Origin of the sequence: Aliiroseovarius crassostreae (genome assembly GCF_001307765.1) — a bacterium.
In the GTDB taxonomy this organism is placed as follows: Bacteria; Pseudomonadota; Alphaproteobacteria; order Rhodobacterales; family Rhodobacteraceae; genus Aliiroseovarius; species Aliiroseovarius crassostreae.
In genome coordinates, this window is sequence record NZ_LKBA01000019.1 from 388123 (window position 1) to 401690 (window position 13568).

Genomic DNA, 13568 nt, shown 5'->3' on the forward strand with positions numbered 1-13568 from the left:
GGATCAGTGCGCCAGACGGAAATACTCGGCTTCGAAATTTGATTCCATTCCGGTTCCGCAAAAGCCCATATTCATGTTTGAGGTCCCACTGATTGAACCCTCGGAAATGATCGATGCGCCCTGAATACCGTCTGCATTTGCCGTAAAGGCAATGTCTTTCTTTGCCAGAAGCTGGCTGCCGAAAATGCTGAGACCTGAGCTGAACTCCATCCCGCCCATGGACAGGATCTGGGCGCCGCCCCCGGCTGCGCAATTGTCGTCGCGGCCGATCTGCAGGTTCGAACTGGAGGTGATCGCTTTCACATAGGTGTTGGTGGTGGCGATGATCGCATCTTCGATCACCACTTCCTGTCCAAACTGAATTTCGCAAGGCGTGAGGATGACCACATTTGAAATTGCCATGACGGTTTTTGAATCGTCATAAAGCTTCAACACCCCGTTATTGTGGCAATCAAGGTAATGCACACGCCCAGTGGTCAAATCGCTCATGCTCAGCCCCTTACCGCTTGGGGGGGTCATGTAGATGGGGGAGAGGGTTTCATCCACATAATCCGGAAGAACATCCGGGTCGGCATTCAGAAGGCCGTCAATGATGTCTTCCAGCTTGTTGATAATACGCAGGCGATAGCTGCCCTCGCGCAGCGCAGATTGCAGGCCTTCATTGGTCTCCCAGCCTGAATTCGGCAAATCTAGATCCGCCAAATTCGGCATTGAAACAACGGTGCCTTCGTCAAAAATATTGTTTGAATTCAAGGATACATAGGAGTTCGAATGGATGCAGAACCCGTTTGTAAACGCGTTGTTGGACTGAATGTCGACCTCGTCATTGGCCACGAAACCTTCTCGGAAACAGGCAGGCCGATAGGTGGTGAAGATGGATTGCGCGGTCATGTCATAGGAGCTGTAACCGATGAGGTCGAGCAGCAGGGTGGTAACCGGGTTGCCTGTTTCGCTCAGCCGTCCGCTGTTGATCAGAACAGATTTTCGCGAGGTGGGATCTTCCAGGAACCCGCCGCTGACGTAATCGAATGTTCCAAAGGTGATATCCTCGAGGGTGATGATCTGGCCAAACTTGTCCTTCGGCATCGCGGTTTCCACGATGTTCAACGCCGCCAGTTTGGCAGTTTCCGCAGAATTCGTGTCACGTGAATAAAGGGCGGCATGGGCGGCCTGATCGGCCGTGGCCTGCAATTGCGTACGCGCCGTGATCAGCTGCGTCATGTCAATTGCAATTGCGGCCAGTAGGATCATGGTGGCAAAGATGTAAAGCCCAAAGACGGTTAACGCACCGTCTTCGCTTTGCCGGAATGCTCTCATATTTTCAGGACGTTTCATGACGCGGTACCCCTAGTATTCGAGGAAATGTTGCGCGGTGACACCAACATGATATCCCTTCAGGAAATCAAAGGCGTCTACTGCGGTCAGGTCAGAAACGGGGATTGATGCGGTTGTGGTGATGATACCAGAGCTCAGGGTGGTGACGGCGCTTGCCCCCGATGACAGGTCGGACAGGGCGCTGACAACATAGGCCTGTGTCGCCTCGGCGCTCTCAAGCCGACCGATCGAGAAAGCCCGGTTTGCATCCTGCACAACGCGCAGGATGGTGGACTGGCGGAAGAAGACAAAAGACACGTCGGCAACCAACGCCATCATGACAACAAAAACCGGCAGCCACATCACCGCCTCAATGGTCATGGCACCGCGTTCGCTGCGACAGAATTTCTTTATAATATTGCCTGCTGTCCAAGCCATCGCAACTGTCCTCTCAATAATGAGCGTCCAACCGAATACTTGTCAAAACCTTGCTAAAATCGCTTTACCAAGGGTCAAGGTGAACTGGGGCGGAACTGTGGCAGAATGAGGGCATTGTTTCGTTAAATAGGGCAAAAAAAGTAGAAATTTGGTTATTTTGAAATTTAATTATCTTGTAGAAACAATGACCGCGCCGGAATGGAACAATCCCTGCGCAGTCGTCTTTTTGTTGTCAAAGCAGGCTTGGTGAAAGAAATGTTCCCGTCACCCAAGCCTGTTTGTCAGTATGCGTTCATGGTTAACAGCTCATATTCCGCGACAAGCTCATCATTCTGGTTGGTCAGGGTCACATGCCAGCGCACTTCGCCATAATCTTCGGTTCGACGGGTCTTTGCTTTTACGGTCAGGCGCACTTTCATGCTATCCCCGGCCACGACCGGTTTCATGAAGCGCAAGTTGTCCAGCCCGGTATTGGCCAGAACCGGCCCTTCGGTGGGTTCGACAAACAGACCCGCCGCAAAACTAAGCAACAGATAGCCATGGGCGACCCGATCCGGGAAGAACGGGTTTCGTTTCGCAGCGTCGCTGTCCATATGGGCATAGAATGTGTCGCCGGTGAAATGGGCAAAGGTTTCGATGTCTTCCAACGTCACCTTGCGCGATTTCGTGTGCAGGGTCTCGCCAATTGACAGCTCACCAAATTTGCGCGTGAACGGGTGGGCTGGACCGGTGATTTCCGTCGCTCCCGGCACCCAGCGATTGCCGATGGTTGTCAGGATGTCGGGGCTGCCCTGAATGGCGGTGCGTTGCATATAGTGCAGAACACCACGCACACCGCCCATTTCCTCGCCGCCGCCCGCGCGTCCCGGACCACCATGCACCATATGGGGCAGGGGCGAGCCATGCCCGGTGCTTTCCTTCATCGAGGTCGCGTTGTTGAAATAAAGCCGCCCGTGAAAAGCGCCCGCCCCAAGGGCCATTTCTCGCGCAACCTCGCCAGAGGCGGTAATGACGGAAGCGACCAGCGACCCTTCGCCCTTGTTTGCCAGCTCAATCGCATGGGAAATGTCGCGATATCCCATGATGGTCGAGACCGGGCCAAAGGCTTCGGTTGAATGCACCAGGCTGGCCGTGTCGGGTGATTGGCAATGAAACAGCATCGGTTTGACAAAGGCGCCTGCATCTACGTCACCCGCAAAACTCGTGTCGTCAGGGTCGCCATAGACCAGCGCCGCCTCGGTGCCAATCTGCGCCGCCTTTTCCAGCACGTCGCGCTTCTGTCCCGCCGAGACCAGCGCCCCCATCCGAACCCCTTCCGCGCGCGGATCGCCCACAACGGTTTTCGCAAGCCGGTCTGAGAGGGCTTCGATCACGTTCTGAACCTGTGCTTCGGGCGCAATGATCCGGCGAATGGCGGTGCATTTCTGCCCTGCCTTCGTGGTCATCTCGCGATGGACCTCTTTGATGAAGAGGCCAAATTCGGGTGTGTCGAGTGTGACGTCCGGGCCCAGAATGGACGCGTTCAGGCTGTCCTGCTCGGCAACAAATCGCACCGAGTTTCTCAGGATATTGGGGTTGGAGCGCAGCAGTGACGCGGTCTGGGCCGAGCCGGTGAAGCTCACCACATCCTGCGGACCAAGACGATCAAGCAGATCTCCGGTGCCCCCGGAAATCAATTGCAGGGCGCCCTCGGGCAGGATGCCGCTGTCCAGCATGATCCGCACACAGGCTTCTGTCACATAACAGCTTGCGGTGGCCGGTTTCACAATGGCCGGCACACCTGCCAGCAGGGTCGGGGCAAGCTTTTCCAACATGCCCCAGACCGGAAAATTGAACGCGTTGATATGCACCGCCACCCCTTGCAGGGGCGTGGCAATATGCATGCCCAGAAAGGTGCCGTTTCGGGAAAGCTGTTCGATATCACCATCAATATAGATGTCGCCATCGGGCATTTCCCGCCGCCCTTTTGAGGCAAAGACAAACATTGTGCCCACGCCGCCATCAATGTCGATCATGTGGTCCGATTGGGTGGCGCCGGTGTCAAAGCTCAGATCATACAGCGCCTGTTTATTGGCGCCCAGATGCATCGCCAGCGCCTTGAGCATCTTGGCGCGATCATGAAACCCCATCTTGCGCAGGTTCGCGCCCCCAACATTGCGGCCATGGTCCAGCATGGCCTGCATGTCGAGTGACCCGCCACCCGCTTCGGCGATCCGGGCACCGGTGATGGCGGAATGAATGGGGCGGGCATTTTTGCCGGGTGCAACCCATTGCCCAGCGGCGAAGCTGGCTACTTTCATGGTCGTCATGTCTTGGTCCTCTCAGGATCAGGAATTCTTATGTGTGTCGGGGACAAATCTTGGGGCGGGTCGGGTCAGGGGGCTGACAGCCCCAATGCGTCCAACTGTTCCGAAGCGGCCTTGTCCCATTCCTCACGCAGTTCGGCATTGGTGGAATGACGCAGGCCAAACCGGGTCAGTTGTTCTGCACGCGACGAAACGGTCTGGCCAAAACTTGCGGCGACCCGCGGCCACCAGTAATCGACCGAGTTTTGCAGCGTCGCCTTGTCCGCACCCGCCGCCAGCATATGCTCGATGCCCTCAATGGCCAGATCGGTGTGGTTGACCTCAACCGGCATGATGTCACGGAACGTCCCGGCGAGGGGCTGATACGACACACGGCACAGTTCGCTCAGCTGTACGGACACTGCCAAACCCATCAACATATTCATCACCACCGCGTCTTCCCATGAGGTCAGGGGGTAGTTGAACACAGACAGGCGCATGTCATGTGCGCTGCGGGTGGTGCCAATATCCGCCTCACGGGCGAGGCGGTCTGTCCAGGGGTGGTGGGTGGCGTAGCGGTCGGTATTGGCACCAAATTCGCCCATGATCTTCAAAACCTTGTCGGCATTGTCGGTTTTTTCCAGCACGATCTTGGCTGCGGCGATACGTTCCTTGATACCCGGACCCGCATTGATCATATCCGCAAAACCCGCAGCCCCTGCCAGCTCGCTGTCCACGAAGCTTGCCATGAGCCGCATGAGTTCCGCCCGGTATCGCGCCGGCACATTTTCCGGGCTGGTCAGCTGGCCGCCCTGGGCCAGATAGTCGGTGATGCTCATCTCGCTCATGGTGTATCTCCCTGAAATATGTCTTTTAACCGATTGATTACTGGTCGAAATCAACGATGACCTTGTCGGATTTCGCATAGGCCTGGCAGGAGAGCACATAGCCCTTTTCGACCTCGTAATCCTCCAGCGCGTGGTTGGCGATCATCTCGATATCGCCTTCCAGGACCTTACAGCGGCAGGTCGAGCAGACCCCGGCCTTGCAGGCGTAAGGCGCATCCATGTTTTCAGCCAGGGCCGCGTCGAGGATCGAGGTGTCGGCGCCCATGGTGATGGTACGTGACGACCCGTCGAGAGTGATCACCGCCTCAGTGCCGGTGCCCGAATGTGTGCTGTGCGACACGGCTTTCTTTGCGGCACGTCCCGGTTGGGCCGAGGCGAAGAGTTCGAACTTGATCTGGCCATCAGACAGCCCGTGTTCACGCAGGGATTTGGCAATGCCCAGCATCATCGGTTCGGGGCCGCAGATGAACGCCGTGTCGATGGATTTGATATTGATCCACTGTTTGAACAGAAGCGCGCATTTTTCCTCATTCACCAACCCGGTGAAAAGGTCGATTTCCTGCGTGTCGGCCTCCAACACATGGATCACGGTGAAGCGGCCCATATAGCGGTTCTTGAGGTCTTCGATCTCCTCGCGGAACATGATGGTGGTGGCAGATTTGTTGGCGTAGACCAGCGTGAAATCGGACAAAGGTTCGCGGGACAGGGTGGTCTTGATGATCGACAGAACCGGTGTGATGCCCGATCCCCCCGCAAAGCCGAGATAGGATTTCGCGCTTCCCGGTTCGATTGCCGTGTGGAAGTTGCCCATCGGCGGCATGGCCTCAATGGTGTCCCCCATGGCCAGCTCTTCATTGGCCCAGGTGGAAAACGCCCCGCCGTCGACGCGTTTGATGCCGACCTGAAGGATACCGTCATCCTTGCCTGCACAGATCGAATAGCTGCGGCGCAGTTCCTGCCCGTCGAAGTCGCGACGGAAGGTCAGATACTGGCCCTGGGTGAAGTCAAAGCTCTCCGGATCGTCCGGGGTCAGGGTCACCACCACCGCGTCCCGGATGGTTTTGTGAATGTCGGTCACGGTCAGTTTGTGAAAGCGCGCCATGGGTCTCTCCTCAGATGTTTCGGTCTCCCTTGCGGAATGCCGAACCGCGTCAGATGCATTTGAAATAGTCGAAAGGTTCAAGACAGCTTTTGCATTTCCAAAGTGCCTTGCAGGGGGTGGAGCCGAACTGGCTGGTCCGGGTCAGATCCGTGCTGCCGCAATTGGGGCAACGATCCGGGGTGCCGCCGGGCGAGGGGGGGGCAATGCCGTATTCCTCCAGCTTTACCTTCCCTTTCTCGCTCAGCCAATCGGTGGTCCAGGCTGGCGAAAGCTGTTGTGACAGCGTCAGCCGGGTGATCCCGCGGTCGCGCAACGCGGTTTCAATATCGAGGTTGATGATCGAGGTGGCCGGGCAACCGGAATAGGTTGGGGTGACGGCAATATGCAGCAAATCGCCCTCACTGTCCTTCTCCCAACGCACATCCCGGATGACCCCCAGATCCACCAAGGATATGACCGGGATTTCCGGGTCCGGCACCTGGTCAAGCCAGGTCCAGATCGTATCAACCGAAGGGTGGGCCATTACCAGCTGGCCCCGGGATAGGCCCGTTGCAGCCATTGCATGGAGCACAACATGTGACCCAGATGCTCGGTATGCATATAGCCGGTGCGCCCTCCCTTATGGGCATAGGTGCTGCCGGGAATGCTCAGCGTGGCCTCGCTCAGAACCGCTTGCACCTTGGCGTCATATTCCGCCCTGAGGCTGGCCGGGTCCGGGGCAATACCTGCGGCCACCATGGCGTCATCCACCGCATCCCCTGCAAACATCTCGCCAACATAGGGCCAGAGATACTCCAGGGCGGCCTGCATCCGGTTGTGGCTTTCCTCGGTGCCGTCCCCAAGACCAATCACCGTGTCCCCTGAACGCTCCACATGATAAGCCACCTCTTTCGAGGCTTTTTCGGCAATTGCGGCAATGCGTTCATCGGTTGAATTCTGCAGCTTGGACAACATGACCTGTGACCAGGCGTCATAGAGGAACTGGCGCATCAGGGTCTGGCCGAAATCGCCATTGGGCAGCTCAACCAGAAGCACGTTGCGAAAATCCCAGACGTCGCGCAGGAAGGCCAGATCATCGGCAGACCGGCCTTTCCCCTCAACCTCACCCGCAAGCCCCAGCCACAGCTGGGTCTGGCCGATCATATCAAGCGCGGTGTTCGCCAGGGCAATGTCTTCCTCCAGCACCGGGGAATGACCACACCATTCGCTGACGCGGTGTCCCAGCACAAGGCAGTTATCCCCCATGCGCAGAAGGAACTGAAACAGTTGGTCCTGATCTGCCATCACATGCTCCCCACTTCTTCGGGAATGTCGAAAAAGGTCGGGTGGCGATAGACCTTGGAATTGGACGGCTCATAAAGCGGGCCTTTTTCTTCCGGGCTTGAGGCTGCGATATGGGCCGCTTCAACCGCCCAGATCGACACGCCTTCATTGCGCCGGGTATAGACGTCGCGGGCGTTCTTGATCGCCATTTCCGCGTCAGGGGCGTGCAGGCTGCCCACGTGGCGGTGGCTCATCCCGTGCTGACCGCGGATAAAGATTTCCCAAAGGGGCCATTCGTTGCTCATCTGATTTCTCCCTTATTCTGCTGCGGTTCGCGCGGATTTCTTGCGGGCGTGGGCCAGAAGACCGTCGCGCACCCAGGTGCCGTCTTCCCAGGCATTTACCCGGTCTTTCAGTCGGTCGACATTGCAGGGACCATTGCCCTTGATCACGTCGAAAAATTCGCTCCAATCCGGGTCCGAGAAGTCGTAATGCCCGCGCTCCTCGTTCCATTTGATGCCGGGATCCGGCAGGTCGAGGCCGAGATATTCGATCTGCGGCACGGTCTGGTCGACAAATTGCTGGCGCAGCTCGTCATTGGATTTGACCTTGATTTTCCAGGCCATGGATTGTTCGGAATGGGTGCTTTCGCTGTCATTGGGGCCAAACATCATGATCGCCGGGAACCACAGGCGGTTCACTGCGTCCTGTGCCATTTTCTTCTGTTCCGGCGTGCCGAATGCCATCTGCATGATCGCGTGATAGCCTTGGCGGGCGTGGAAGCTTTCTTCCTTGCAGATGCGGATCATTGCACGTGAATAGGGCCCGTAGGAGGTCCGTTGCAGCGCAACCTGGTTCACAATCGCGGCCCCGTCCACCAGCCAGCCCACTGCGCCAATGTCAGCCCAGTTCAGCGTCGGGTAGTTGAAGATCGAGGAGTATTTCATCCGGCCTTCATGCAGCAGTCGCACCAGCTCATCCCGGCTTTCGCCCAATGTTTCGGCAGCGGAGTAGAGGTAGAGCCCATGACCGGCCTCGTCCTGCACTTTTGCCAGCAGGATCGCCTTGCGCTCCAGCGTGGGGGCGCGGGTGATCCAGTTGCCTTCCGGCAGTTGGCCGACCACCTCGGAATGGGCGTGCTGACCGATCTGGCGGATCAGTGTGGCGCGGTAATCATCCGGCATCCAATCCTTCGGCTCGATCTTTTCGCCGCGATCAATGCGGTCCTGAAATTCCCGTTCCTGATCAGACATTTCCTCGCGTGTCTTCACACCGGAACGAGCGGTTTTGATCATCTGTGCATACATTGTCAGATCCTTTCGAGAATAAGCGCAACCCCTTGCCCAACCCCCACACACATGGTGCAGAGCGCGTAGCGCCCTCCCGTGCGTTGCAGCTGGTAGGCGGCGGTCATGACAAGGCGCGCACCGGACATGCCAAGTGGGTGGCCCAGTGCAATGGCGCCCCCATTGGGGTTCACATGGGGCGCATCATCCGCCACCCCCAAAGCCCGGAGAGTTGCGAGCCCCTGAGAGGCAAAAGCTTCGTTGAGTTCAATGACGTCCATCTGCTCGATGGTCAGCCCTGCTTTGGCAAGAACCTTGCGTGTGGCCGGCACCGGACCGATGCCCATCACACGGGGGGCAACACCCGCAGCCTGCATGGCCACAACCCGTGCCATGGGGTTGAGGTTGTTGCGTGCCGCGGCTTCTTCCGAGGCGATGATCATCGCAGCGGCCCCGTCATTCACCCCCGAGGCATTGCCTGCCGTGACCGTTTTATCCGGGCCGTTCACGCCCTTGAGGCCCGCAAGCTTTTCGGCACTGGTGCCGGGGCGCGGATGTTCGTCCGTGTCGATGACCAGCGGGTCGCCCTTGCGCTGGGGCAGGGTGACCGGGGTGATTTCGTCGTTGAAAAGGCCAGCCTCATGTGCGGCCTGCCAACGGGCCTGGCTGCGGGCGGCAAAAGCGTCCTGATCTTCGCGCGAGATATCGTAGTCTTCGGCAACGTTATCAGCGGTCTGTGGCATGGAATGCGTTCCATGGGCTGCATCCATCGCTTTGTTTACAAAGCGCCAGCCAATTGTGGTGTCATAGACCGCGTTGGCGCGGGAAAAGGCGCTGTGGGCCTTGGGCATCACGAAGGGGGCGCGGCTCATGCCTTCGACCCCCCCCGCGATACAAAGATCATAATCCCCCGCCTTGATGCCTCGCGCGGCCATGCCCACCGCATCCATGCCCGACGCACAAAGGCGGTTTACAGTGGTGCCGGGAACCTCAACCGGCAACCCGGCCAGAAGAGCGGCCATGCGCGCCACATTGCGGTTGTCTTCACCCGCCTGGTTGGCGTCGCCATAGATGACATCATCCACGCTTTGCCAATCCACGTCTGGATTGCGCGCCATCAGCGCTTTGATTGGGGCTGCGGCAAGGTCATCCACGCGCATCCCGGACAGCCCCCCCCCAAAGCGGCCAATCGGTGTGCGGATGGCATCACAGATAAATGCGGTCATCAGGTCCTCCCAGATCCTTCGGTCTACGTGATGGTCTGACGCAAAACCGACCGTTTGGTCGAGAATATGAAGGAGTGGGCTTTCGGGCAAGAGAATTTATGGAGATGAGGAGAAATTAAGGGGGATTGGTGAAAAAACATGGGGCCCAAAAATACAGTTGCATAACGATATGATCCAAAACCTATTGAAAATATTTGAGAATATATCATTTTGATCTGGAGTTTTGCAAAATCTCAGGGCATGTTTTGCATATTACGAGGGGATATGGTAAAGGTTGAATGTCGAACTGTGATGCATCTGGGGTTAATGAGCGTCAAAGATCGGCTTTTATTTCACACTCACAAAATACAGTCAGGGAAGTTGAGAGGCTTCGGGGTAGGTGATGTCACAGACCGAAAATGAGTATAGCCCTCGGGAAATCTACCAGGTCTTTTCGCGCAACCTGCGCGAACTCGTCGCGCGCGCGCCAAGTTCCGTGACACATATCTGCCGGGAAATCGGCGTGAACAGAACCCAGTTCAATCGCTATCTGGCCGGACAGGCCAGTCCCCGCCCGGATATTCTGCACAAGATCTGTGCGTATTTTCAGGTGGATGCCCGTATTCTGCTCGAACCGCTCGCGGATCTGGAAGATGTCTTTAACGCGCAGGGTATTCCGTGGATTACCAACGCGGCCTTTCGTCAGCATGTTGTGTCTTCTCAGGATCGTTTGACCCTTTCCTTGCCGGCTCCTCTTGGCATTCACCGGTATTGGCAACGATCATCGCTCCATCCCGATTGGGTGAACTCTTTCACCATGCGCATCTATAAGCTGGACCGGGCAACGGTCTTTCGCGCCTTGTCCGATCCGGGGAATGACAAGATCCTGACCCGCCATGATGTGCGCTCGGGGCGGGAATTCAAAGGCATTTTCCTTGCGCAGGTTGATGGTGTCACAATGCTTTCTTTCCAAGAGGACAGCCTGCGTATCGGGATGGGTTACCTCACTCGGCTGACCTCGGACAGTCCGATTCTGTCCGGCATTAGCCTGGCCTCTCAGCCCGAATTGCTTCAGGCCACGCGGATTGAACGCTGCGTGTTGGAGTTCCTGCCGCAAAAGCGGGGGCTTCTTGACCGGTTGCGCGGACGGGGTGGGCGGGCATTAGCGGATCTGCCAGAGCATATTGCCCATGGCCTCAGGGGGGATGCGCGCTGAGGCTTAAGGCGTTTCCGGTGATCTTTGTGATCTAACAAGAACAGGAAATGCTTTAAGGGCTTAGCGCCATCAACCACCCCCAGGCGGTTATGATGGAAAGGATCGTGGCCACCAGAACCGCCGTGGCCGCCACTCGTTTTGCGACCCCATAGAGATTGGCGAAAACATAGGCGTTGACGCCCGGAGCCATGGCGGCGGTTATGACGGCGGAGCGAAAGGCCATCTCGTCAAGGTCAAGCAGGCGCCCAACCATCCATGTCATGGCCGGATGAAGCCCCAGAGACACCGCGCAGATATAGGCCACGGTCCGAATGTCGCCCTCGGGTCGATAGCGATAAAGAACCCCTCCCAATCCAAAAAGGGCTGCGGGAATGGCAGCTTTGGCAATCAGTGAAAACGCGTCCTGCACCACGGCCGGCAAGGAAAAGCCCCCAAGGTTCACCACAAATCCGAAGGCAATCCCGATCACCAGCCCGTTTTTTGCCATCGATCGGAGAAACCCCAGAAATGCCGCACCAAGCCCTTTGTTTTGCGAGCGCGCAATCTCCATCGCCATCACCCCGATCACATAACATGTCGGCGCATGGATTGAGATAATGGCGAAGTTTGCCCCCAGGGCATCCGGGCCAAAGGCGCGCTCTGTAATCGGCAGGCCAAGCAGGAGCGAATTGGAAAACAAGGTGACAAACCCGATTGCCACCGCGTCCGGCCAGGGGCGGGAAAACAGGAACCGCGCGCCCAGAAGCCCGGCGAAAAAGCCGCTGACGGCGCCGGTGTAGAAACTGATCATCAGGCGGGGTTGAAAGCTTGCGCTCAGGTCCAGACGTGAAATGGCCAGGAATAGCAGGATCGGCACCGCGAGATTGGTGGCGAAATACATCAAGCCTTCAACGGCGTCCGCGGTGATGATCTTGCGCCAAGTGGCGAGATAGCCAATCCCAATCACCAGAAAGACGGGTAAAATGACCTCGATCAGGGCCCCCATCTATGCCTCGAACGGGATCACCATCCCGTCATAGGCCGCAACCACGTGATCCGGCGTCTCCGCTTCGACCGTCGCATGGTCCAGATCAATATGCATATTGGTCAGCACCCCTTTGCGCGCGCCCACGCGGTTGATCCAGAGCAGCGCGTCATCCAGGTTGAAATGGGTTGGATGCGGCGTGCGGCGCAGGGCGTCGATAATGAAGATATCCAGGTCCTGCAGGGCAGGGCGTGCGGCCTCAGGGATTTCGCTGACATCTGGCAGATAGGCCAGTTTTCCAATGCGAAAGCCCAGCGCGTCGATATTTCCGTGGGTCACCTCAAACGGGGTCATACGGATTGCACCTCCGGCCCCTTCGATCACCACGTCTCCGTCGATTGTGTTCAGGTCCAGGATCGGCGGATAGCTTGATCCCTTGGGTTGCACAAACGCATAGCCAAAGCGCGACATCAGGTCGTTCTGCGTCGGGCCATCCGCCCAGACTTGAACCCGTTTGCGCATGTTGTAGACAACCATGCGAAGATCGTCGATGCCATGCATGTGATCGGCGTGACCATGGGTGTAAACCACCGCGTCAACCTCACCTACGCCAGCTGCCAGAAGCTGATGGCGCATATCGGGGGACGTGTCGATCAAGACGCGCGTCACACCCCCATCCTCCCCGGTCCGCGTCACCAAGGCCGAGCAGCGTGAGCGGATATTTTTCGGGTTGTTCGGATCGCAATCCCCCCAAAGCCCGCCGATCCGTGGCACTCCCCCGGACGAGCCGCAGCCCAGAATGGTGAAGCTGTAACCGCTCATCTGGCAGGGGCCTTGTAAGCGGCTGCCTTGGAAAACAGACGGTCGAAATTGGCTTGGGTCTGTGCGGCGAATTCTTCGTAGCTGAGGCCGAAAACATCGGCGCCCACCCGGGCCGTATGCGCCGTATAGGCAGGTTCGTTGCGTTTCCCGCGTTTGGGGGGCGGGGCAAGGTAGGGTGCGTCGGTTTCCACCAGGATGCGGTCGACCGGAGCTGCGGCAAATATATCGCGCACGTCCTGACTGCGTGGAAAGGCAGCGATGCCGGACATGGACAGGTAAAACCCCAGATCAATCGCCACCTGGGCGAGGGCCGGACCTGAACTAAAGCAATGCATCACGCAGTTGAAGGCACCATGGGTGTGCGCCTCTTGCAGGATCCGTGCCATGTCCTCATCCGCGTCACGTGCGTGGATGATCAGCGGCAGACCTGTTTGGCGGGCCGCCTCAATATGCACCAAAAGGCTTTCGATCTGAATCGGTTTGCTGTCGGCCGTATAGTGGTAATCCAACCCGGTTTCGCCAATGGCAACAAATTTGGGATGATCTGCCAGGGCCACCAGTTCCTCCACCGTGACCATTGGTTCGCTGGCGGCCGACATGGGATGCGTGGCGGCTGCGAAGAAAACCGGGTCAAACGCATCGGCAATGGCCTGAACCTGCGCAAGGTTCTGCATCTTGGTGCAGATGGTCACCATCCGGGTCACCCCGGCGCGTTCGGCGCGCGCGATGACCTCCTCCAGCTCGCCCTCGAAATCAGGAAAATCCAGGTGGCAGTGGCTGTCGGTGAGGGTGGGGATCGGGCTGTCGGACATGCGTATCAAGCGC

General features: G+C 57.8%; 14 protein-coding genes. 1 reads left to right on the forward strand and 13 read right to left on the reverse strand.

What is annotated here, in order from left to right:
- Window positions 1-3: 3 nt before the first annotated feature.
- The 10 genes from AKJ29_RS14620 to pcaF all read right to left on the reverse strand — a co-directional run bounded on the left by AKJ29_RS14620 (window position 4) and on the right by pcaF (window position 9762).
- Window positions 4-1335: a TadE/TadG family type IV pilus assembly protein gene (locus AKJ29_RS14620; RefSeq protein WP_074963738.1), complete on the reverse strand. Its 1332-nt coding sequence runs from the start codon at window positions 1333-1335 to the stop codon at window positions 4-6.
- A gap of 12 nt (window positions 1336-1347) precedes the next feature.
- Window positions 1348-1752 (reverse strand): TadE/TadG family type IV pilus assembly protein, encoded by a 405-nt coding sequence (locus AKJ29_RS14625; RefSeq protein WP_055192050.1) that lies wholly within the window; start codon window positions 1750-1752, stop codon window positions 1348-1350.
- Window positions 1753-2033: 281 nt separating this feature from the next.
- On the reverse strand, window positions 2034-4061 hold the full coding sequence (paaZ, locus tag AKJ29_RS14630) for a phenylacetic acid degradation bifunctional protein PaaZ (protein ID WP_055192052.1): 2028 nt from the start codon (window positions 4059-4061) through the stop codon (window positions 2034-2036).
- 65 nt (window positions 4062-4126) lie between these two features.
- Window positions 4127-4885, reverse strand: a complete 759-nt coding sequence (locus AKJ29_RS14635) for a Phenylacetic acid catabolic protein (RefSeq protein ID WP_055192055.1) — start codon at window positions 4883-4885, stop codon at window positions 4127-4129.
- 37 nt (window positions 4886-4922) lie between these two features.
- Window positions 4923-5987 (reverse strand): 2Fe-2S iron-sulfur cluster-binding protein, encoded by a 1065-nt coding sequence (locus AKJ29_RS14640; RefSeq protein ID WP_055192057.1) that lies wholly within the window; start codon window positions 5985-5987, stop codon window positions 4923-4925.
- 49 nt (window positions 5988-6036) lie between these two features.
- On the reverse strand, window positions 6037-6510 hold the full coding sequence (paaD, locus tag AKJ29_RS14645; protein WP_055192059.1) for a 1,2-phenylacetyl-CoA epoxidase subunit PaaD: 474 nt from the start codon (window positions 6508-6510) through the stop codon (window positions 6037-6039).
- A complete protein-coding gene (paaC, locus tag AKJ29_RS14650; RefSeq protein WP_055192060.1) occupies window positions 6510-7271 on the reverse strand; it encodes a 1,2-phenylacetyl-CoA epoxidase subunit PaaC in 762 nt (253 codons plus the stop codon). The genes paaD and paaC overlap by 1 nt, the downstream gene beginning before the upstream one ends.
- Window positions 7271-7555, reverse strand: a complete 285-nt coding sequence (paaB, locus tag AKJ29_RS14655) for a 1,2-phenylacetyl-CoA epoxidase subunit PaaB (RefSeq protein ID WP_055192062.1) — start codon at window positions 7553-7555, stop codon at window positions 7271-7273. The genes paaC and paaB overlap by 1 nt, the downstream gene beginning before the upstream one ends.
- A gap of 12 nt (window positions 7556-7567) precedes the next feature.
- A complete protein-coding gene (gene paaA, locus AKJ29_RS14660; protein WP_055192065.1) occupies window positions 7568-8557 on the reverse strand; it encodes a 1,2-phenylacetyl-CoA epoxidase subunit PaaA in 990 nt (329 codons plus the stop codon).
- Window positions 8558-8559: 2 nt separating this feature from the next.
- Entirely contained in the window at window positions 8560-9762 is a 1203-nt protein-coding gene (gene pcaF / locus AKJ29_RS14665; RefSeq protein WP_055192066.1) for a 3-oxoadipyl-CoA thiolase, read from the reverse strand.
- 382 nt (window positions 9763-10144) lie between these two features.
- On the opposite strand from pcaF, the gene AKJ29_RS14670 reads away from it, so the two are divergent.
- Window positions 10145-10957, forward strand: a complete 813-nt coding sequence (locus tag AKJ29_RS14670; RefSeq protein ID WP_055192068.1) for a helix-turn-helix domain-containing protein — start codon at window positions 10145-10147, stop codon at window positions 10955-10957.
- Between the two features lie 52 nt (window positions 10958-11009).
- Here AKJ29_RS14670 and AKJ29_RS14675 read toward each other — a convergent pair whose 3' ends face one another.
- Genes AKJ29_RS14675 through AKJ29_RS14685 form a run of 3 tightly spaced genes read right to left on the reverse strand, consistent with a single transcriptional unit; the run spans window position 11010 to window position 13555 of the window.
- Window positions 11010-11942 carry an AEC family transporter gene (locus AKJ29_RS14675; protein WP_055192070.1) on the reverse strand — a complete coding sequence of 311 codons (933 nt, stop codon included), beginning with the start codon at window positions 11940-11942 and terminating at the stop codon, window positions 11010-11012.
- Window positions 11943-12743 (reverse strand): MBL fold metallo-hydrolase, encoded by an 801-nt coding sequence (locus AKJ29_RS14680; RefSeq protein WP_055192072.1) that lies wholly within the window; start codon window positions 12741-12743, stop codon window positions 11943-11945. It abuts the gene before it with no gap.
- On the reverse strand, window positions 12740-13555 hold the full coding sequence (locus tag AKJ29_RS14685; protein ID WP_055192075.1) for a TatD family hydrolase: 816 nt from the start codon (window positions 13553-13555) through the stop codon (window positions 12740-12742). The genes AKJ29_RS14680 and AKJ29_RS14685 overlap by 4 nt, the downstream gene beginning before the upstream one ends.
- Between the last annotated feature and the right edge of the window lie 13 nt (window positions 13556-13568).